We start from the raw sequence: 20,298 nt of genomic DNA, 5'->3' as shown, positions 1-20,298 counted from the left end.
TGCTGCAATGACTGTCCGGCGCAACCTTCACAGTTTTGAGTGCTGTGGCGACGATATCGTCCCCCCTCCCCCTTGTGGGGAGGGGACAGGGGTGGGGGTATAGGCCCGCCAAAATGATCTGAGCATGTGACGGCCTTGTCCTCAAAGCGAGGCGCAGCGCCCTCAATGATGGATATCGATCACCGGCTTCGGCTGGCTGAGCTCGACCGACCAGTCCGTGGGGCGCTCGATCATACGTTTTACGCGCGGCGGCTCGGCGCCGCTGTGCAGCTTGCGGATGCGTTCGCTGACAACCGCGTCGGCATGGGTCATGCGCTGGTTGTGGCGCACATATTCCACCCAGGTCGGCGTGTGGTAGGTCTCCATCCACAGATCGGGGTTTTCCAGGTCGCGCGAAAGCGTCCATTGCCGCGCGCCATCGCGGCGGCGGATGCGCCGGCGCTCGGCCATCACCTGGAGGAACTCGGCGATATCCCTTTCCCGGATCACATACTCGATCATGATGGTGATCGGGCCGCTGCGCGGCTTCACGTCCAGCGCCAGATGCGGCTCCTTCCAGCGGTTGAGCGGGTCGAGGTTAAGCGCGGTCTGCTCGGGCAGGGTGAACCGTTTCAGGCCGAGCGCAGCACCCGCGATCATCAGCACGGCCGAATAGAGCAGGGCCTGGCCCGGGCCGTATCGGTCAGCCACCAGGCCCCAGATCCAGCTTCCCAGCGCCATGCCGCCGAAGGTCGCCGTCTGATAGAGCGACAGCGCGCGGCCAACCACCCAGCGCGGGGTCGACATCTGCACCGTGACGTTGAACAGCGACAGCGAGACCACCCAGCTTGCCCCGCCCACCAGCAGCGCCGCGCAGGTCAGCCAGGCCAGGGTGCTGGTGCCGGCAATCGCGGCGCAGACGGCAAAGCCGACGAAGCCCAGCCGCACGATCCATTCGTTGGTCAGCACCTGCCGCAGCCTTGCGCTGATCAGCGCGCCGCCCACGGCACCTATACCGAAGGCCCCGAACAACACGCCGTAGAGCAGCGGCCCGCCTTGCACGATGTCGCGCGCTACCAGCGGCAGCAGCGCCATCACCGAGATCGCCGTGAAGCCGAAGACAAAGCTGCGCACCAGCACCTTCTCGATGTTGGGCGACATGGCCACATAGCGAAGCCCCGCGGTCATCGCGCCGCCGAACGTCTCGCGCGGCAAGGTGCTTGGCGTCACCTTCGGCTTCCAGCGAAGAAGCACGAAGATCAGCGCGAAATAGCTGACGGTATTGACCGCGAAGGCCACAGCCGCACCTGCCGCGGCCACGATCACGCCGCCGATGGCGGGCCCGACGGAGCGGGTCAGGTTGAAGCCCATGCTGTTGAGCGCCACCGCGGCCGGCAGGTCGCTGCGCGGCACCATGTCTCCCACCGAAGCCTGCCAGGACGGGTTGTTGAGCGCCGTGCCGCAACCGATCAGGAAGGTGAAGGTCAGGAGCAGCCAGGGCGTCATCACCCCCAGCCAGGCGGTCAGCGTCAGCACCATCGAAACCAGCAGCATGAAGCACTGGGCCGTCAGCATCACCTTGCGGCGGTTGAAGCTGTCGGCGATGGCGCCCGAGGCAAGCGAAAACAGCATGATCGGCAGCGTGGTGGAAGCCTGCACCAGCGCCACCATGTCGACCGAGTTGGAAATCGCGGTCATCATCCAGGCCGCCGCCACGCTCTGGATCAGGCCGCCGAAGTTGGAGGCGAGGCTCGCCGTCCAGACCGAGCGGAAGATGCCGTGCCTGAATGGTGCCAGCGGCGAGGCCCGTTCGATCGCGGAATTTTCTTTCATTTCGTCAGGCTGGCCAGTTTGCGGATTTCGGCGAGGACTTGGGGGTTGCGTGAATCGTCTGTCTGCGCATCAGCCTAGAGCAATGCGCCAAAAGAGTGAATTCGTCTCGCGGCGTGGCCATTGGTCCAAACAAAAACCCCGCCGGATCGCTCCGGCGGGGCTTTTTACTTGCATGCAAGGGGCGACTATCAGTCGTCCTTGTTGCCGCGGTTCTTCAGGGCAGCGCCCAGGATGTCGCCGAGCGAAGCGCCGGAATCGGTCGAGCCGTACTGGGCAACCGCTTCCTTCTCTTCGGCGATCTCCAGCGCCTTGATCGAGACCTGCAGCTTGCGGGTCTTCTTGTCGAAGGCGATGACGCGCGCATCGACCTTCTGGCCGACGGTGAAGCGCTCGGGGCGCTGCTCGTCACGGTCGCGCGACAGGTCCGAACGCTTGATGAAGGTTTCGATGTCGTGGTCGACGAGACGCACTTCGAGGCCGCCATCCTTGATACCGGTCACTTCGGCAGTGACGACGGCGTTCTTGCGCAGTTCGCCCGACGAGGCGGCTTCGCCGACGGCGTCACGCGAGAGCTGCTTGATGCCGAGCGAGATGCGCTCCTTGTCGATGTCGACGTCGAGCACCTGAGCCTTGACCACGTCGCCGCGGTTGTACTCTTCGATGACCTGCTCGCCCGGACGGTTCCAGTCCAGGTCGGACAGGTGCACCATGCCGTCCACATCGCCTTCCAGGCCGATGAACAGACCGAACTCGGTCTTGTTCTTGACCTCGCCCTCGACCGGGCTGCCGACCGGGTGGTTGCGGGCGAAGGCTTCCCACGGGTTCTCCAGCGTCTGCTTGAGGCCCAGCGAGATGCGGCGCTTGGCCGGATCGACCTCGAGCACGACCACGTCGACTTCCTGGGTGGTCGAGAGGATCTTGCCGGGGTGCACGTTCTTCTTCGTCCACGACATTTCCGAAACGTGGATCAGGCCCTCGATGCCCGGCTCCAGCTCCACGAAGGCGCCGTAGTCGGTGATGTTGGTGACCGTGCCGCGGATCTTCTTGCCGAGCGGGAACTTGGTGCCGATGTCGGACCACGGATCGCTCTCGAGCTGCTTCATGCCGAGCGAGATGCGGTGGGTTTCCTGGTTGATGCGGATGATCTGCACCTTGACCGTCTGACCGATGTTGAGGATCTCGGTCGGATGGTTGACGCGGCGCCATGCCATGTCGGTGACGTGCAGCAGGCCGTCGATACCGCCGAGGTCGACGAACGCACCGTAGTCGGTGATGTTCTTGACCACGCCCTCGACCACCTGGCCTTCTTCGAGGTTCTGCACGATTTCCGAACGCTGCTCGGCGCGCGACTCTTCCAGAACCGTGCGGCGCGAAACAACGATGTTGCCGCGACGGCGATCCATCTTGAGGATCTCGAAGGGCTGCGGGTTGTGCATGAGCGGGGTGACGTCGCGGATCGGACGGATGTCGACCTGCGAACGCGGCAGGAAGGCAACGGCGCCGTCCAGATCGACGGTGAAGCCGCCCTTGACCTGGTTGAAGATGACGCCTTCGACGCGCTCACCCTTGTTGAACTTCTCTTCCAGCTTGACCCAGCTCTCTTCGCGGCGGGCCTTGTCGCGCGACAGCATGGCTTCGCCCAGCGCGTTCTCGATGCGCTCGACATAGACCTCGACGGTGTCGCCGACCTTCAGCGTGCCGTCCTTGGCCTTGGCGCCGAATTCCTTCATCGGGACGCGGCCTTCGACCTTCAGGCCGACGTCAATGATGGCCATGTCCTTCTCGATCGCGGTGATGATGCCGCGGACGACCTGGCCTTCGCCCGAATGACCGTCCGAGAACGATTCTTCGAGCATGCTCGCGAAATCGTCGCGAGTCGGGTTTGCTTGTGACATATGATCTCCTGGAGCGTCCCTCTGGTGGGGGACTGGCGCCGTGGGTTCGTGTTGCGTTGTCCTGCCGGCGTTCCCGGGCTTTTCTAGCCCTGTACCGCTATCAAGCGGCTTTTCCGGCGCAAGTGAATGCTGGCAGGCGGGTTCGTGCCCGATATGGAGAGCTCCGCAGGTTCCGGCAAGGGAAGGAGCGGAAATTCCAGCTCAGGCGGTGCCTCTCTTGGCCATCGCGTCGTCGACGATCGACTTTGCCGCGAGAAACGCGGTTTCTATATCCATTTCCGAGGTGTCGAGCAAGTGCGCGTTCTCGGCCGGTCGCAACGGGGAATCGGCGCGTCCCATGTCGCGTTCGTCGCGGCGCACGATGTCGGAAAGGATCTCGGCAAACTCGGCGTGGCCGCCCTTTTCCTCGATCTCGTCCAGCCGCCTCTGCGCGCGCACTTCCGCGCTTGCCGTCACGTAGAGCTTCACGTCTGCATCGGGGCAGACGACGGTACCGATGTCGCGCCCGTCCAGCACCGCGCCCTCGGGCTTTCCGGCGAATTCCCGCTGCTTTTCAACCAGTATGCGCCGCACCTCGGGAATGACGGCCACCTTCGACGCCGCTTCGCCCACCGCATGCGCCGAAAGCACCGCGCGGTCGAGATGGCCGAGGTCGACGATGCGCGCGGCCTCTATGGCGTGCGCGGCGTCGTCCAGCGGCCAGCCCTTTTCGATCAGCGTGTGCGCCACCGCGCGGTAGCTCAGCCCGGTATCGAGTTGGGCAAGGTGGTAGTAGTCGGCAAGCCGGCGCGCCAGCGTGCCCTTGCCGGCGCCCGCCGGCCCGTCGATGGCAATGACGAAGCCCGTCACGCGGCGGGCTCCAGAATGTCGATCTTGGCGCCCATGCCGGTCATCAGCCCCATGAATTCGGGGAAGCTGGTGGCGATCATGTTGGCGTCATCGACTGTGACTGGCTTTTCGGCTGCCAGTCCCAGCACCAGGAAACTCATGGCGATGCGGTGGTCGAGATGGGTCTTGACCGTGCCGCCGCCCAGGCCCTTGCCGCCGGGCTTGCCGCGCACCGCGAGAGTGGCTTCGCCTTCGGTGCAGTCGACGCCATTGGCTTCCAGGCCGCGCGCGACGGCAGCGAGACGGTCGCTTTCCTTCACGCGCAGTTCCTCCAGGCCCAGCATCACCGTTTCGCCCTCGGCGAAGGCGGCTGCCACCGCCAGCACCGGATATTCGTCGATCATCGACGGCGCGCGGTCGGCCGGCACGGTGACGCCCTTCAGTTCGGATGAGCGCACGCGCAGGTCGGCGACATCCTCGCCGCCGGCGTTGCGCTGGTTGAACAGTTCGATCTCAGCGCCCATTTCCAGCAGCGTGGTAATAAGGCCGGTGCGGGTCGGGTTCATCAGCACGTTTTCGATGACGATGTCGGAACCCGGCACGGTGAGGGCGGCCACCAGCGGGAAGGCGGCGGAGGAGGGGTCGCCCGGCACCGCAATCGTCTGGCCGGAAAGCTTGCCCTGGCCCTCGATGCGGATGTGGCGCACGCCGTCCTTGTCGGTTTCGACCTCGAGATTGGCGCCAAAACCCTGCAGCATCTTTTCGGTGTGGTCGCGCGTCATCACCGGCTCGATCACGGTGGTGATGCCCGGCGTGTTGAGGCCGGCCAGCAGCACGGCCGACTTCACCTGGGCCGACGCCATCGGCACGCGGTAGCTGATGGGAGCGGCCACCTTCGGCCCGCGCAGCGTCAGCGGCATGCGGTCGCCGGGGGCGGCGTTCAGCACCTGCACGCCCATTTCGCGCAACGGGTCGAGCACGCGGGCCATCGGCCGGCTCGACAGCGAGGCGTCGCCGATGAAGGTTGTCTCCATGTCATAGGTGCCGACGAGCCCCATGGTCAGGCGCGAGCCGGTGCCGGCATTGCCGAAATCCAGCGGCGCCGTGGGCTCCAGCAGGCAGCCATTGCCGGTGCCCTGGATGATCCACTCGTCGCCACGCTTCTCGATTCCGGCGCCCATCGCCTTCATTGCCTCGCCAGTGCGCAGCACGTCCTCGCCTTCCAGAAGGCCGGTGATGCGCGTCTCGCCCGAGGCCAAGCCGCCGAACATGAAGGAACGGTGCGAGATCGACTTGTCGCCCGGCATGCGGACCGTGCCGGAAAGCGCAGGCGACTTTGCTGCCGTGGCGGGTTGCGGGAGGGCGTTGTGCGACATGAATATAACCTCTTGGCGAACACGAAAAACCGAGGCTTTCCGTTTGTTGCGCGGGTCTCCTATCATGGCCCGCCGCGCGGGTCATCCCCTTGCGCGCGCAGCGCCGGAACGGGGCCTTTACGGCCGCGGAGAATCATATTGTTTTAGCTTTGACAGCGCCTAAAACTGTGGTTATGGGGACCAAACTTTTCAGACGAGGATCTACGGTGGCTAAACCAGAACTTGGCACAAAGCGCATCGATCCGGAAACCGGGCGTAAGTTCTACGACCTGAACAAGGATCCGATCGTTTCTCCCTACACGGGAAAGACCTATCCGCGCTCCTTCTTCGAGACGACCAGCAGCAAGCCGATCGACGACGAGGAAGAAGAGGTCGAGGAACGCGAAATCGATACCGAAGAAGAAGGTGCGGAAATCGTCTCGCTCGAGGACGCCGATGAGGAGACCAAGGGCGACGAGGACATCATCTCGATCGACGACGAGGAAGACGTCGACCTGGGCGATGACGACGACACCTTCCTTGAGGACGAGGAAGACGGCGACGAGGACGTTTCCGGCATCATCGGCGTTGGCGACGACGACGAAAACTGATGTTTCCACAGGTGCGCCGCAGGGGCGGCGCACCTGTTGAAGAAAAAGCTCGAAAGAGGCTTGATCTTCTCGAAAGGCGGCGCTAGAAGCCGCCTCACGGTCGGTTCGGGGGCAACACTGAAGCGACTATCCCGCCGGAAACGGCGCCCGGTAATTTCCGGATTGTGGGGCCATAGCTCAGCTGGGAGAGCGCCTGCATGGCATGCAGGAGGTCAGCGGTTCGATCCCGCTTGGCTCCACCAAATCGGACTTTCTTCTCGAGATTGTCGCCAAGGCCTTGAAAGGCAAGCTTGTTTCGGCGGTTCGAGGAAGCTTGCTCACAAACCCTAGCACCAATCTCTTATCCTCCAGAGAGCCGGCTAATGCTCAAACCTGTACCCGTGACCGGGAGGTAAGCACCAATGCCGTTATTCAAGCGCTCCTTCATCTTCTGCCCACTTGACGCGCTCTGGGCCGAGCCCAAGCAGTGAGAATGCCGAACTAAGGCGACGTGTTCCCGCCTATCCTTCGGGATTGGCCACGGAGGCTGCGACAATCCTGGTAGCGAAGGGAACCATGGCGTTTCTCGAGATGGCGCCGTACGCCGCGCGGCTTCCTTCTGCAGTAGCGATCGGCACTAAAAGAGAGGATGATATCTGGCGATGAGTGGCAAGCAGTAACTACTGCGACGTCTATGATTGTGCGGGGGGCAACGAAACCGACTTAGCGGCAGGCGACGACACCTGAGGCTGCAAGGCCGTCTATCCGGGAATCGTTGATGCCAAGGACGTCCCTCAGGACGATGCGCGTATCCTCGCCGAGCATGGGCGGGGCCTTGGGCTTGTGCGAGCGCTGGGCTGCGATTCCATGCGCGGCTCGGATGACCGAAATCGGACCGAGTTCGGCATGTTCCAGTTGCTCGACGACGCCGCGTTCCACAACGCTTGGGCTTTGCAGAGCCTCCGCGACAGTCTTGACCTGTCCTGCCGGCACGCTCGCCTTGTGGCAGGCTTCGATCCAGTGCTGGCACGTGTTCTCGCGCAAGATGTCGGCCAGCATGGGCAGCAATTCCCCGCGGTTCAGCGCCCGCTGATGCGAAGTGACGAAGCGCGGATCGCACGCCAGTGCGGGCCGGTTGATCACCTGCTCGCAGAAATCGGTGAACATGCGGTCGTTGCCGACCGCCAGCGCGAACACACCATCAGTCGTCTCGAAGACCTGATAGGGCACGACCGTCGGATGGGCATTGCCATAGCGCATCGGCTCGACGCCTGCGTTCAGATAACCGGTGCCGACATTGATCAGCATGTTCAGTGTCGAATCGAGCAAGGCCACATCGATGTACTGCCCGATCTTCGTCTCGCGCCGCTGATAGAGCGCGGCGAGGACCGATTGCGTCGCGATCATTCCGGCGACGACGTCTGTGAAGGCAACGCCGAGGCGGCTCGGCGGGCCGTCCTCCTGGCCAGTGATCGACATCAGGCCGCTTTCAGCCTGCATGATGAAATCGTAACCCGGCCGATCACGCTCAGGCCCGGACTGGCCGTAGCCGGAGATCGAGCAGTAGACGACGCCCGGATTAATCTTGCAGATGTCCTCATAGCCGATGCCCAGCCGATCCACCGTGCCGGCGCGGAAATTCTCGACAATCACGTCGGCTTTCGCCGCCAGATCGAGCACGATCTGCCGTCCTTCGGGCGCCTTCAGATCGAGCGCGATGCTCTGCTTGCCGCGATTGGCGCATAGATAATACGTGCTGACGCCCTTGTAGTTGGGAACCGACCAGGCACGCGTGTCATCGCCACCCTTGATGTTCTCGATCTTCCAGACCTCCGCGCCCAGATCCGCAAGACTCATGGTGGCCCATGGCCCCGCCAGCACGCGGGTGAGGTCGAGCACACGTATGCCCTGGAGTGGGAGTCTTTGATCAGTCATGTCGTTCTCCGGGCGCCCGCGTGGGCACCGTTCGATAAGCCAGTGTCGATTGCATTTGGAAATGCCGAGCCTGGCCCTCGCTCGGGTGTCGTCTCCTGCTTCTGGGGCAGGACGGCGGCTGCGGATGGGCGCCTGCCGGTACGGACTTCGTCGGTGGGCCAACCGTCGCGGCGCTCGCGACGGCTTGCGGAACACGATCCGATGAGGGACGGCAACAAGATAAGGATCCTTCCTGGCGGACGTCACCGCCCACCTGACAGGGTGCGGTTGGGGCTGATATGACGTCAATATTGACGACCCCCGCGGCGGACGTCAACGTATATGGAATTTAATTCCGATTTTTGAAACGATATGATCGTCGCGGAGGGAGAGAGGCGGATATATGCGCAAGAGAACCAAGCCGGTTGACAGAGGCGATGGCGCCGAGGGCAGTAACGCCGCGGCCTCATTGACACGAGGACTCGAGATCCTGCGCGCTTTCACGCCTGACGACGCCACACTCGGCAACCAGGACCTGATCGAGCGAACTGGGCTGCCCAAGGCGACCGTCTCCCGCCTGACCGCTACGCTGGTCTATCTCGGCTATCTCAGCTACGATGAAGCGCTCGGTCGCTACAGCATCGGCGCAGCGACCGTTTCGCTGGGCTATTCGGCGCTGAGCTCCAATCCCGTGATTCACATGGCGCGTCCGCTAATGCAGGAACTGGCGGACAAGACCGGCGCCGCGGTGGCGCTGGGCACGCGTGACGGGCTGGAGATGGTCTACCTCTCGAATTGCCGGTCGATGTCACCGGTGACTCTCCGGCTGAATATCGGCTCCAGGATTCCGATCTCCCGAACGGCCATGGGCCTTGCCTATCTTGCGGAGATGGAACCGGAGGTGCGCGCCTCCGTAGTCGAGCAATTGCTGAAACCTGAAAAGGAGAAGCAAGCGCTTGTGGCGCAAATCGACAAGTCCGTGGAAGACTACCGGCGGGACGGCTTCGTCGGCGTTTTCGGTACCTGGTACAGCTATATCAACGCGGTTGGAGTCGCGTTCCGGCCGACGGACGGGTCACCGCTCGTTGCGCTGACCTGCGGCGGCATCGTCGATCTGCTGCCGCAGGACCTTTGTCGCAACCTGGTTGGGCCGGAACTTGTGCGCTTGACCCAACGCCTGCGCGCCAGGCTTGCCGGACAACCGGACCCCGAACCGCTCCGCTCACCTGCCCGGAACACCTGCCCTGAATAACGAGGGTACAGGCTATTTCTGTTGAGCTTACTCAGGCGTTGAGCATTTCGCGCGCAATGATGATCTGCTGGATCTGTGAAGTGCCTTCGTAGAGCCTGAAGAGGCGCACGTCACGATAAAAGCGCTCCACAGGATATTCCTGCATGTAGCCTGCGCCTCCGTGGATCTGCACGGCGCGATCGGCAACGCGTCCGACCATTTCGGAGCAGAAGAGCTTGGCGCTGGCGGCCTGCTGAATGATGCGCTCGCCCGCATCGAAGCTGCGCGCGGCCTCCAGCACCATGGAGCGGGCCGCGTAGGTTTCCGTCGCACTGTCGGCCAGCATTGCCTGGATCAGCTGGTGCTCGGCAATCGGCTTGCCGAACTGCACCCTGTTGCGGGCAAAGGCGACGGATTCGTCGCAAAGCCGTTGGGCCGCCCCGGTGCAGATCGCAGCGATATGCAGGCGGCCGCGATTCAAAACCTTCATCGCCGTTTTGAAGCCCTGGCCCTCCAGGCCGCCGATGACCGCGTCGGCCGGCACCCGGCAGTTCTCAAAGATCACGTCGCAGGTGCGCGTGCCGCGCTGCCCCATCTTTCTGTCGGTGGCTCCGAAGCTGATTCCCGGAGAATTGCGTGGAACCAAAAACGCCGTCACGCCACTTGCCCCAGGCCCACCGGTGCGCGCCATGACGGTGAACACGTCAGCCACGGGTGCATTGGTGATGTATCGCTTGGTGCCATTCAGGACATAGTGATCTCCGACGCGCACGGCCGTCGTCCTCACCGATCCGGCGTCCGAGCCGACATCAGGTTCGGTCAGCGCGAACGAGCCGATGACCTCGCCTGCCGCCATGCGCGGCAGCCAGTAGGATTTCTGGGCCGGAGTGCCGTCGGCGACGATGCCCTGAGAGCCAATGCCGTTGTTGGTGCCAATGACCGAGCGGAATGCCGGGGAGGTGTAGCCGAGCTCGAACGCCACCGTCACCTCTTCCTCCATGGTGAGGCCAAGTCCACCGAATTCCTCGGGGATGGACAGCCCGAACAGGCCGAGTTCGCGCATCTCGTCGATCAACTCTGACGGGATGGCGTCTTCCTCTTCGACGCGCGCTTCTGCAGGCAACAATCGCTCGCGCACGAAGCGCTGAACTGTCTGCGCCAGAGCGTCCAGCAGGTTGGCGTCTCTAATCATGCAAAATTACCCATTTTGATCCGGTGCCGATTTCTTGCGAACGGGAGGCTGGCACAGCTGGGTGCGCCGTTCAACAGGAATCGGAATTTAGTTCCAAAAATGGGTATTGACTCTCCCTTGGCCGCCAATTAGCCTTTGTATATTCCGCATTCTATAGAATATTGCCACGGGAGCGGAGGTTGCGCTTTCGCGTGGCTATTCGGGAGGACCTGGTGAAAGTGTTTCAGAAAACTTCAACATCTCGTCGCGCGCTCATCGCCACGGCGTTGTCCGTCACAGCCGTTGCGATGCTGCCGGTGCCGCTAGCTTTCGCCCAGGATGGCGTTGGCACGGCCGAGAAACCGGTGGAGATCAATGTCATTGCCAATGAGGCCTTCGCCAGCGCCATCCAGGCGGTCGAAGTGGCTGAGTTCAACAGGCATTATCCGCATATCAAGGTGACGGTCGATGGCGTCCCCTATGTCGAACTGCTCGCCAAAAGCATGCTCGATGCGACCGGCGGGTCGCCCACCTATGACGTTCTCATCGTCGACGATCCATGGGTACCGCAGCTCGCCGAAGTCGGCGCCCTGCTCGACTTGAGGAGCGCCGACGTCGCGAGCTGGACCGCTGCCGACTATGACTGGTCCGACTTCAACAGCGCGCCCCTCGCCGCCGGCGAGTGGAAGGGCGTCCAGTATGGCGTGCCGCTGCGTGCGAACATGCTGATGATGTTCTACAACCGCACTCTCTACGAGAAGGCCGGCGTGCCGGAGCCGACCCCGGACCTGACCTGGGCGCAGTTCATGGAGCAGGCTCCGAGGCTGGTGCAGGACACCAATGCCGACGGCAAGACGGACTCCTGGGCGATCGACACCTATTTCGTGCGCGAGCCACTGACCCCGACCATCTGGCAGGCCATCTACAACGCCAACGGCGGCCAGATGTACGACTCCGAAGGCAAGCCCGCCTTCAACAACGAGGCTGGCGTGGCTGCCCTGCAGACCCACAAGGACCTGCTGAACTTCGCCCCTCCCGGCTCGCTTGCCCATGGCTACACCGAGTCGATGCAGTCATTCCGCCAAGGCACCGTCGCCAATATGTTCCAGTGGGGCAGCGTCTATCGTGCTTCGGCTGTTGATCCGAAGTCGACCACGCTCAAGCCGGAACAGGTCGGCATCCAGGTCATGCCGGCTGGTGCGGCCGGCGCCGGTACCCACCGCGGCATCTGGAGCGGCGCGATCAGCGCCAAGAGCGAGAAGCAGCAGGCTGCCTGGACTTTCCTGCAGTGGCTGAGCTCAAAGGAGGGCGAAACCTTCCGCGCCAACGCGCAAGGCACATTCCCGTCCCGCAAGTCGACGCTCACCGCCAAGCAGGAGAGCGCCTGGCTCGAGCCGGTCTTCGCAAATCTGCAGCAGGCATATGACGCTGCAGCCAAGGGTGAGATGTGGCGCCTGCGCCATCCGCGTTCGGATGCTGCCCAGCAGATCCTCGCCGATGAGATCGGTCGTGCGCTGGCCGGCAACGTGACCCCTGCCGAGGCGCTGCAAGCCGCGTCCGACAAGATCGCGAAGACCCTGAATTGAACCAGGGTTGGATAGGCGGAGACTTGTCATGACAACCGAACTTGCCACTGCGCCGCGCCCCGCGCGCCGCCGCCGATCCGGCTGGTTGGCTGATTTCGCATCGCGCTGGGCCTTCATGCTGCCGGCAACGGTCATCCTCATGGCGGTCCTCGCCTATCCCATCTTCTACACGATCGAGATCAGCTTCTCGCGTTTTGACCTGGCGACCTTCAGCGCCGTCGAATGGGTCGGTTGGCAGAACTACCGACACGTCCTGGAAGACTATCGCTTCTGGGATTCCATGAAGGTGACGCTCGTCTACCTGGCCTTCGCCCTGCCGCTCCAGATCGTGCTCGGCTTCGGCATCGCCTTCCTCATCAATGCCGATTGGCGCGGCCGCGGCATTGTCCGAGCGCTGTTCATCATCCCAATGGTTGTTGCTCCCGTCGTCGCGGGCGGCGTCTGGCGGATGATTCTCGATCCGCTGTGGGGAATGATGAACTTCGTCCTCGGCCTGTTCGGCATCGGCCCGCTCGACTGGTTCAGCGATCCGAATCTGGCCATGGCCGCCATCGTCATCATCGATACCTGGCGCTGGACCCCGTTCGTCGTGTTGATCGCCACCGCCGCGCTGCTGGCCTTGCCCAAGGATGTCTTCGAGGCCGCAGAAATCGATGGCGCCGGCTGGTGGTCGACGCTCTGGCACGTCGCACTGCCGCTCCTAACGCCCATCATCGCCGCCACCTTCATCATTCGCTGGCTGGGCGCCGTGAAGATGTTCGACATCGCGCTCGCCGCCACCTATGGCGGACCGGGTGGCGCTACGAACGTCGTCAATTTGTTCATCTACGAGGAAGCGTTCCGCTCGCTGCGCTTCGCCGAATCTGCCGCGATGGCGGTCGTCATCCTCGTCATCACCATGGTCCTTACTGCCATTTTCCTGCGCGGCAGCCGAAAGCTGGAGGAACTCTATTGACCGCCGCCATGCTCCAGTCAGCCCCCCGCCGTCGCAAGACCAAGATCGGCCGCCATGTCCGCGTGGCGCTCGGCGTCTTCGCCTGCGCGATCTTCCTGTTCCCCATCCTCTGGATGATCATCACCTCGTTCAAGGACCAGCGCGACATCTTCACCTCGCCTCCGGTCCTGTTCTTCACGCCGACCATCGAGCACTATGTCACCTACCTGCAGCGACCCGACATCCAGCGCCGGCTGATCAACACGGTCATCGTCGCCATCGGCTCCGGGGTCCTGTCGATCATCGCCGGATCGATGGCCGGCTACGCGCTTGCCCGCATCCGCCTGCGCGGCGCCGGCACCATCGGCGCGCTGATCCTGCTGTCGCGAGGCGTGCCGCCGATCGCACTGGCCGTGCCGATGTTCCTTGTCGCTCGCAGCCTGGGCATCACCGATCAGCACATTACGCTGATCCTCGCCTACTGCACCTTCCTGATGCCTTATGTGATGTGGCTGATGCGCGGCTTCTTCCTCGCCCTGCCCAAGGAACTCGAGGAGTCGGCCATGCTCGACGGCTGCAGCCGCTTCGGCGCCTTCTTCAAGATCATCGTGCCGATCTCGCTGCCCGGCATTCTTTCGACGCTCATCTTCAGCATGATCCTCGCGTGGGAGGAACTGCTGTTTGCCCTCGTGCTGACCAACCGCAACGCCTCGACCATTCCGGTCGCCATTCAGGGCATCGCCGGCGACACGATCAACGGCGCCAACTGGGCCGCCCTGACCGCGGTCGGGACGATCACGGTACTGCCGGTCGCGGTCTTCGCGCTGCTGGTTCAGAAATGGCTCATACAGGGCCTCTCAGACGGCGCAACCAAGGGATAACTTGGGGGGAGCCGACCGTTGTCGGAAGGAGGAGCGGACGTCGCCATGGCACAGCCACCTGTATATATGACCAAATCGGATGTGGCCCGACGCCACATCCTGGGGATGATCCTGTCCGGTGCGGTACGCTCCGGTGCCCGTATCACGACGCGAGAGGTCGCTGAAGCCCTCGGCATCAGCGAGACGCCAATCCGCGAAGCCGTCCGCAGCCTGGCGTCGGAAGGCTGGCTCGAGGTGCAATCCCATGTCGGCGCCGTCGTCGCATGCTTCGGAGGCGCGCAAGTCGAGGAAATCTATGCCCTGCGCGGCCTCATCGGCGCGCTTGCGATCCAACTCGGCGGGTCGACTTATGACGAGGCTCGGCTCGCGAAGATTGACGCCAATATCGAGGAGGCAGCCGCGGCCGTGGCGAGCGGCGACGTGGAGCTCTACGCGCAGCTGAACAACGAGTTCCACGTCCTTCTGTGCGACACACCGGCTTCGCAATGGTGCTTGAAGATCCTCGTGAATCTCCGGGCTCAAACCACAGTCCAGCAGGGCTTTGCTGCAGTGCCTGCAAGACTGGCGGAGTCGCTTGCCGAACACAGGATGATACTCGATGCGATCCGCAAGGCGGATTTCGCCGGAGCCGCCGAGCTCGTCAAGCGCCACGAGCATGCTGCCGGAGCAGCGCTTATCAAGGAGCTCACCGCAGTGCGCGATGCCTCCGCGGAGAAGCGGGGGTGACAAAAATTGCACTGAGTGCCGGCAGCGGCGAGGTGGTCGCTGACGACGGATGCACCCACGCGGTGCGCGACGTGTTTGGTCTTGCGGAAGAGGTACATCGCAAATGGTAGGAGGCATCCGCAAGACGGAGCGCGAAATCACGGCGCCCGTCGATCTCTGTCGTCCTGACGGAAGTCTGAACCCGGAAGCGGTGGGCTGGTCGCGCAGGCCCTTGCATACGGCAAACCTGAAGGGATGGGGCCGCAACAAGCGGTTCGAGTATTGGTGCGTGACGACGCCCGATATCGTCGCGGCGATCAATATCTCGCACGGTGACTACCGCGTCACCTTGGCCACCTTCTTCCTTGACCTGAGAACCATGGAAACCTTTTCGGAGGCGGAAATCCATTGGCTGCCTCGGGGCAAGGTGACGCCGATGCCCGAGCGGTCTGGCGGCGGTCCGTTGACCGGCGTCGGCGACCGCATGCGCATCTCGATGGAGCCGAACGCCCAAGGAACCATGCTGCGGGCGAGGACGGATCGTCTCGACCTGGCCATCCAGGTGAGCGAGGAGCCCGGTCACGAGTCCATGTGCGTCGTCGTCCCTTGGGACAACAAGCGCTTCCAATACACCCGCAAGGACAACTGCATGCCGGCCACCGGCACGGTGCGCGCCGACGGCCGCACTTATGAGCTGTCCGATGCCTACGCGACGCTCGATCATGGCCGGGGCCGCTGGCCATATTCGATCGTCTGGAACTGGGCGTCGGGCAGCGGCGTGACGCAAGGCCGCGAGATCGGCCTGCAGTTCGGCGCGAAGTGGACCGACGGCACGCCCTCCACCGAGAACTCCCTGCGCATCGACGGGCGCATCGAGAAGATCAGCCAGGAACTGGAGTGGCTCTACGACCGGAACGACTGGATGAAGCCATGGACCATCAGGGGCGACCGCGTCGACCTGACATTTACGCCTGTCTACGACCGCTACTCAAATTTCGACCGGCTGATCGTCTGCAGCAAGGAGCACCAGGTCTTCGGTTGGTTCGACGGCTCGGTGGTGGGCGAGAGCGGCGAGCGGGTTCCTGTGGAACGCATTTTCGGCTGGGCCGAAGAAGTGCAGCGCCGATGGTGAGCGCATCGCATCAGGATTGGAATTGCGGTGCGGGCAGACGCGGCCGGACAGAAGTAGAAGGAAATGCACGATGAGCACAGTCGACATCAGGAATGTCCGCAAATCGTATTCGAGCCATGAGGTCATCCACGGCGTGTCCGTCCATATTCGGGACGGAGAGTTCGTCGCTCTGGTCGGCCCGTCCGGCTGCGGGAAATCGACGCTTCTGCGGATGATTGCCGGGCTCGAGGAGATCACTGCTGGCGAGATCGTCATCGGCGGCCGCGTCGTGAACGACGTCGCCCCGAAGGACCGCGACATTGCGATGGTCTTCCAGAACTATGCGCTCTATCCGCACATGAACGTGCGCGACAACATGGGGTTCGCGCTGCGCCAGCGGGGCACCCCGAAAGCGGAGATCCAGTCCCGCGTGGCGGAGGCGGCGCGCATCCTGGGCCTGGACAAATTGCTGGACCGCAAGCCGCGCGCTCTCTCCGGCGGCCAGCGGCAGCGCGTTGCCATGGGCCGCGCCATCGTGCGCCAGCCCAACGTCTTCCTGTTCGACGAGCCGCTCTCCAATCTTGACGCGAAGCTGCGCGGAGAGATGCGCTCGGAACTGAAGGAACTGCACCAGCGGCTGCAGACGACCACCGTCTATGTCACGCACGACCAGATCGAGGCGATGACGCTTGCCGACCGCGTCGTCGTCATGAACGGCGGCAATGTCGAGCAAGAGGGCCGTCCCCTCGATCTCTACGACAAGCCCCAGAGCCTGTTCGTCGCCGCCTTCATCGGCTCGCCGCCGATGAACTTCCTTGAGGGCGGGATCGAGGGCGGCACGAGCCTCGTGCTTGATGGCGGCGAGCGGCTTTCGCTCCCCGTTGCCGTGCCTGGCGACAGCCGGTTCACCATCGGCGTGCGCCCGGAGCATCTCGTGCTCAGCGATGCCGGCTGGCCAGCGACTGTGTCCGTCGTTGAGCCCACTGGCTCCGAGACGCAGATCACCGCGCGCATAGCCGGCCACCTTGTGCGCGTGCTGGTACGCGGACGCACCGATGTCCGACCGGGCGAGACGATCCATTTGGACGTCCAGCCAAGAGATCTTCACGTCTTTGATAGCCGCACTGGCAAGCGGCGAGAGATAGGTATGTAGGACTGGAGGCCCACTGAAATGACTTCCCAGCCGCCTCCCGTCGCCGAGCAGATCGTCCGTTTCAAGAGCGGTCTGCCCGAACCCTTGCCTGTGTGGGCCGGGTTTCCGCGCTTCAACTTCATCGGCGGGCACAACGATCCCGGCACGATTCCCGTCGAGGCACTGGCTCAGGCTTCCGCCGCGGCCTTGAACGCCAACGGGCCGTCAATGGCGCTCTACAATCTGGGGCACGGGGCGTTGGGCTTCGAGGGATTGCGCAACGAGATCGCCCGCCAACTCGCCGAAAGGCGCGGCATCGAAGTGACGCGCGCCAACATCCTCGTCACGTCCGGCTCGGGGCAGGGGCTGGATTTGGTCAACGGCGCCTTGGTTGAGCCTGGCGATACAGTCGTCATCGAGGAATTCACCTATTCCGGTGCGCTCAACAAAGCCCGCAAGCTCGGTGCCGAAGTGGTCGGCGTGCCGCTAGACGCCGGCGGGCTCGACGTCGCGCGACTTGGTGAGACACTGGACGCCATGGCGCGTCGGAACGTCACGCCGAAATACATTTATACGATTCCGACGATCCAGAATCCGACGGGCACCGTGCTCGATCTGGAGCGCAGGCAGCGTCTGGTCGAGATCGCGCGTCGCTACAGCGTCCCGATCTTCGAGGACGAATGCTACGCGGAGCTGACGTTTGCCGAGCAGGCGCCGCCGGCCCTCTATGCACTGGCGCCGGAAGCCGTCATTCACATTGGCTCATTCTCCAAGACGCTCGCGCCGGCGCTGCGCATCGGGTACGTCGTCGCCGAGCCGGGCATACTGCGCCAGATCGCCGCCCTGAAAAGCGATGGCGGCACCGGCGCGCTCGACCAGATGGTTGTCGCCGAATACCTGCGTGGCGGCTACCAGACACATGTCAGGGACCTGGTGCGGTCCCTGTCGGTCAAGCTCGATGTGATGCTCGAAGCGATTCGCGACGAGTTCGGCGCTTCGGTCGATGTTGTGCGGCCTGACGGTGGTATCTTCGTCTGGCTGAAGTTCCCCGACGGTTTCGACGTGCGCACGCTGGTCGCGCCGGCGGCAAAGCGCGGCATTGTCTTCAATTCGGGTCCGGACTGGGCCTGCGACGCCGACGCCGCTCAAAGCTTCATGCGGCTGTGCTTCGCACTGCCGAGCGCGGAAGACATCCGCGAGGGCGTAGCGCAACTCGCCCAGCTTTGCTTCGAGACCACAGGCTTTCCGCAGCATCGCGCCAACGTCGCACGAGTGAGGTAACGGACGTGATCGATCTTTACACCTGGACGACGCCGAATGGTCGCAAGGCCTCGATCCTGCTCGAGGAGTTGGGCTTGCCTTACAAGGCGATCCCCATCGACATCACGAAGGACGAGCAGTTCGCGCCGGATTTCCTGAAGATCAGCCCCAACAACAAGATCCCCGCCATTGTCGACCATGACAACGGCTTCACGCTGATGGAATCGGGCGCGATCCTCGTCTATCTGGCCGAGAAGGCCGGTCGGCTGATCCCGTCCTCGGCCGAGGGCCGGATGAGGACGCTTGAGTGGCTGAACTGGCAGATGGGCGGCTTCGGCCCGATGCTCGGCCAGGCCCATCATTTCCTGAAATATAATCCGGGCGTTTCGGACTATGCCGAGGAGCGGTTCTCGAAAGAGGCTCGCCGCCTCTATGGCGTCCTCGATCGCCGCCTCGACGGGCGCGAGTTCGTCGTCGATGAATATTCGATAGCGGATATCGCGATTTGGCCCTGGGTCTCCCGCTTCGAGTGGCAGCGTATCGATCTTGAGGACTACCCGAACGTGATGCGCTGGTATCTGGCGATCGCCGAGCGGCCGGCAGTGCAGCGTGGCTACCACGTGCCGGCATATGTCAACGACATCCCGATGCCTGCACGATGAATGCCTCATCCACACTGACGCTGCCGCGCCCCAGCCGCGGTGCGGCGCGCCGTCTGAAGCGCGCGCTCGCGCTCGACGATTTCGAGAGGCTGGCCCACGGCTATCTTCCGCGTCCCATCTTCGGCTACATCGCCGGCGCTTCTGAGACCAATGCGTCCGCCCGCGATAATCGCGCCGCCTTCGAGGAGTACGCGTTCCTGCCGCGCACGCTGGTCAACGTCTCGAAGCGCAGCCAGAAGACGGACCTGTTCGGGGTCGAATACAGTGCGCCTTTCGGCATCTCGCCGGTGGGGTTCAGCGCGCTGTCGGCCTATCGCGGCGACCTCGTCATGGCGCGCGCCGCGGCGCGTGCCGGCATCCCCATGATCATGAGCGGCGCATCGCTCATTCGGCTCGAGGATGTTGCGGCTGAGGCGCCGGGAACCTGGTTCCAGGCCTATCTGCCCGGGCAACCTGAGTGGATCCTGGCGCTGCTGGACCGGGTCGAGCGGGCGGGCTTCGGCACCCTCGTGCTGACGGTCGACATGCCGGTGGTGGCCAACCGCGAGAACAATGTCCGCAACGGCTTCTCCGCCCCGCTCAATCCCACGTTGCGGCTGGCATGGGACGGCATCGTGCGCCCGCGCTGGACCGTGAAGACATTCCTGCGGACGATCGCGCTGCACGGCATGCCGCATTTCGAGAACTCTTCGGTCGACCGGGGGCCGCCGATCGTGGCGCGCAACGTCGTACGGCACATGGCGGGCAGGGATCACCTCGACTGGTCGCATTTCGACCTGATCCGCAAGCGTTGGAAGGGCAGGCTTGTGATCAAAGGCATCATGACCGCCGCCGATGCGCAAATCGCGCTCGATCGGGGCGTGGACGGCATCATTGTGTCGAACCACGGTGGCCGACAGCTCGATTGCATGCCCTCGCCGCTGCGGGTGCTTCCCGAGATCGCCGAAACGATTTCCGGCGCAATTCCCGTGATGATGGATAGCGGTTTCCGGCGTGGCTCGGACGTGCTCAAGGCGATGGCGCTCGGCGCTTCGTTCGTGTTTCTCGGCCGCCCCTTCATCTTCTCCGCGGCGATCGCAGGGGAGGCGGGCGTGGCTCATGCATATCGCCTTCTCGCCGAGGAGATCGACCGCGACATGGCTCTGCTGGGCATCAATTCGCTGGACGAGATGGGTCGCGAGCGCCTCATGCGCATCCCCGCGCCCGTGCCGAGCCGCATTCAGGGGTAGCG

17 protein-coding genes and 1 tRNA gene are annotated in these 20,298 nt (G+C 63.5%); 12 read left to right on the top strand and 6 right to left on the bottom strand.

Features of this window, described 5'->3' with window-relative positions:
- Positions 1–162 precede the first annotated feature (162 nt).
- The 4 genes from AC3A4H_RS05770 to aroA all read right to left on the bottom strand — a co-directional run bounded on the left by AC3A4H_RS05770 (position 163) and on the right by aroA (position 5,911).
- Entirely contained in the window at positions 163–1,812 is a 1,650-nt protein-coding gene (locus AC3A4H_RS05770) for an MFS transporter (RefSeq protein WP_487765815.1), read from the bottom strand.
- 188 nt (positions 1,813–2,000) lie between these two features.
- Positions 2,001–3,707, bottom strand: coding sequence for a 30S ribosomal protein S1 (gene rpsA, locus AC3A4H_RS05765; RefSeq protein ID WP_487765814.1), 1,707 nt, complete (start codon positions 3,705–3,707; stop codon positions 2,001–2,003).
- Positions 3,708–3,908: 201 nt separating this feature from the next.
- Complete coding sequence (cmk, locus tag AC3A4H_RS05760; protein ID WP_348779692.1) at positions 3,909–4,556, bottom strand: (d)CMP kinase; 648 nt, start codon at positions 4,554–4,556, stop codon at positions 3,909–3,911.
- The gene (gene aroA / locus AC3A4H_RS05755) at positions 4,553–5,911 is read right to left on the bottom strand and encodes a 3-phosphoshikimate 1-carboxyvinyltransferase (RefSeq protein ID WP_487765813.1); all 1,359 of its coding nucleotides are present in this window, start codon (positions 5,909–5,911) and stop codon (positions 4,553–4,555) included. Before aroA ends, cmk begins: the two co-directional genes overlap by 4 nt.
- Positions 5,912–6,117: 206 nt before the next feature.
- Here aroA and AC3A4H_RS05750 point away from each other — a divergent pair, with 206 nt between their 5' ends.
- Complete coding sequence (locus AC3A4H_RS05750; RefSeq protein WP_348779694.1) at positions 6,118–6,501, top strand: TIGR02300 family protein; 384 nt, start codon at positions 6,118–6,120, stop codon at positions 6,499–6,501.
- 166 nt (positions 6,502–6,667) lie between these two features.
- Positions 6,668–6,743 (top strand) — tRNA-Ala (locus AC3A4H_RS05745).
- 460 nt (positions 6,744–7,203) lie between these two features.
- Here the strand turns inward: AC3A4H_RS05745 and AC3A4H_RS05740 are convergent.
- A complete protein-coding gene (locus tag AC3A4H_RS05740) occupies positions 7,204–8,415 on the bottom strand; it encodes a CaiB/BaiF CoA transferase family protein (protein ID WP_487765812.1) in 1,212 nt (403 codons plus the stop codon).
- Between the two features lie 382 nt (positions 8,416–8,797).
- On the opposite strand from AC3A4H_RS05740, the gene AC3A4H_RS05735 reads away from it, so the two are divergent.
- The gene (locus tag AC3A4H_RS05735; protein ID WP_487765811.1) at positions 8,798–9,646 is read left to right on the top strand and encodes an IclR family transcriptional regulator; all 849 of its coding nucleotides are present in this window, start codon (positions 8,798–8,800) and stop codon (positions 9,644–9,646) included.
- Between the two features lie 31 nt (positions 9,647–9,677).
- Here the strand turns inward: AC3A4H_RS05735 and AC3A4H_RS05730 are convergent, their stop codons facing one another.
- Positions 9,678–10,817: an acyl-CoA dehydrogenase family protein gene (locus tag AC3A4H_RS05730; RefSeq protein ID WP_487765810.1), complete on the bottom strand. Its 1,140-nt coding sequence runs from the start codon at positions 10,815–10,817 to the stop codon at positions 9,678–9,680.
- Positions 10,818–11,029: 212 nt separating this feature from the next.
- On the opposite strand from AC3A4H_RS05730, the gene AC3A4H_RS05725 reads away from it, so the two are divergent.
- The 9 genes from AC3A4H_RS05725 (at position 11,030) to AC3A4H_RS05685 (ending at position 20,296) form a co-directional block, all read left to right on the top strand.
- Complete coding sequence (locus tag AC3A4H_RS05725) at positions 11,030–12,382, top strand: ABC transporter substrate-binding protein (RefSeq protein WP_487765809.1); 1,353 nt, start codon at positions 11,030–11,032, stop codon at positions 12,380–12,382.
- Positions 12,383–12,410: 28 nt separating this feature from the next.
- Entirely contained in the window at positions 12,411–13,337 is a 927-nt protein-coding gene (locus tag AC3A4H_RS05720; protein ID WP_487765808.1) for a carbohydrate ABC transporter permease, read from the top strand.
- Positions 13,334–14,197 (top strand): carbohydrate ABC transporter permease, encoded by an 864-nt coding sequence (locus AC3A4H_RS05715; protein ID WP_487765807.1) that lies wholly within the window; start codon positions 13,334–13,336, stop codon positions 14,195–14,197. The genes AC3A4H_RS05720 and AC3A4H_RS05715 overlap by 4 nt, the downstream gene beginning before the upstream one ends.
- A 45-nt stretch (positions 14,198–14,242) precedes the next feature.
- A complete protein-coding gene (locus tag AC3A4H_RS05710; RefSeq protein WP_487765806.1) occupies positions 14,243–14,923 on the top strand; it encodes a GntR family transcriptional regulator in 681 nt (226 codons plus the stop codon).
- Between the two features lie 103 nt (positions 14,924–15,026).
- Positions 15,027–16,034, top strand: a complete 1,008-nt coding sequence (locus tag AC3A4H_RS05705; RefSeq protein WP_487765805.1) for a DUF2804 domain-containing protein — start codon at positions 15,027–15,029, stop codon at positions 16,032–16,034.
- Between the two features lie 70 nt (positions 16,035–16,104).
- A complete protein-coding gene (locus AC3A4H_RS05700) occupies positions 16,105–17,166 on the top strand; it encodes an ABC transporter ATP-binding protein (protein ID WP_487765804.1) in 1,062 nt (353 codons plus the stop codon).
- A gap of 18 nt (positions 17,167–17,184) precedes the next feature.
- Entirely contained in the window at positions 17,185–18,426 is a 1,242-nt protein-coding gene (locus AC3A4H_RS05695) for an aminotransferase-like domain-containing protein (RefSeq protein WP_487765803.1), read from the top strand.
- A gap of 5 nt (positions 18,427–18,431) precedes the next feature.
- Positions 18,432–19,067 (top strand): glutathione S-transferase family protein, encoded by a 636-nt coding sequence (locus AC3A4H_RS05690; RefSeq protein WP_487765802.1) that lies wholly within the window; start codon positions 18,432–18,434, stop codon positions 19,065–19,067.
- Complete coding sequence (locus tag AC3A4H_RS05685) at positions 19,064–20,296, top strand: alpha-hydroxy acid oxidase (RefSeq protein ID WP_487765801.1); 1,233 nt, start codon at positions 19,064–19,066, stop codon at positions 20,294–20,296. Before AC3A4H_RS05690 ends, AC3A4H_RS05685 begins: the two co-directional genes overlap by 4 nt.
- Positions 20,297–20,298 lie beyond the last annotated feature (2 nt).

The sequence above is a fragment of the Pseudaminobacter sp. Soil_N_29 genome, from assembly GCF_057656055.1.
Note: the sequence above shows the minus strand (reverse complement) of the source record. Positions and strands in the feature narration are given on the sequence as shown.

Coding starts and splice junctions, on each gene's coding strand:
- AC3A4H_RS05770 (WP_487765815.1), bottom strand. CDS start 1,812: ATGAAAGAAAATTCCGCGATCGAACGGGCCTCGCCGCTGGCACCATTC.
- rpsA (WP_487765814.1), bottom strand. CDS start 3,707: ATGTCACAAGCAAACCCGACTCGCGACGATTTCGCGAGCATGCTCGAA.
- aroA (WP_487765813.1), bottom strand. CDS start 5,911: ATGTCGCACAACGCCCTCCCGCAACCCGCCACGGCAGCAAAGTCGCCT.
- AC3A4H_RS05740 (WP_487765812.1), bottom strand. CDS start 8,415: ATGACTGATCAAAGACTCCCACTCCAGGGCATACGTGTGCTCGACCTC.
- AC3A4H_RS05735 (WP_487765811.1), top strand. CDS start 8,798: ATGCGCAAGAGAACCAAGCCGGTTGACAGAGGCGATGGCGCCGAGGGC.
- AC3A4H_RS05730 (WP_487765810.1), bottom strand. CDS start 10,817: ATGATTAGAGACGCCAACCTGCTGGACGCTCTGGCGCAGACAGTTCAG.
- AC3A4H_RS05720 (WP_487765808.1), top strand. CDS start 12,411: ATGACAACCGAACTTGCCACTGCGCCGCGCCCCGCGCGCCGCCGCCGA.
- AC3A4H_RS05710 (WP_487765806.1), top strand. CDS start 14,243: ATGGCACAGCCACCTGTATATATGACCAAATCGGATGTGGCCCGACGC.
- AC3A4H_RS05705 (WP_487765805.1), top strand. CDS start 15,027: ATGGTAGGAGGCATCCGCAAGACGGAGCGCGAAATCACGGCGCCCGTC.
- AC3A4H_RS05700 (WP_487765804.1), top strand. CDS start 16,105: ATGAGCACAGTCGACATCAGGAATGTCCGCAAATCGTATTCGAGCCAT.
- AC3A4H_RS05695 (WP_487765803.1), top strand. CDS start 17,185: ATGACTTCCCAGCCGCCTCCCGTCGCCGAGCAGATCGTCCGTTTCAAG.
- AC3A4H_RS05685 (WP_487765801.1), top strand. CDS start 19,064: ATGAATGCCTCATCCACACTGACGCTGCCGCGCCCCAGCCGCGGTGCG.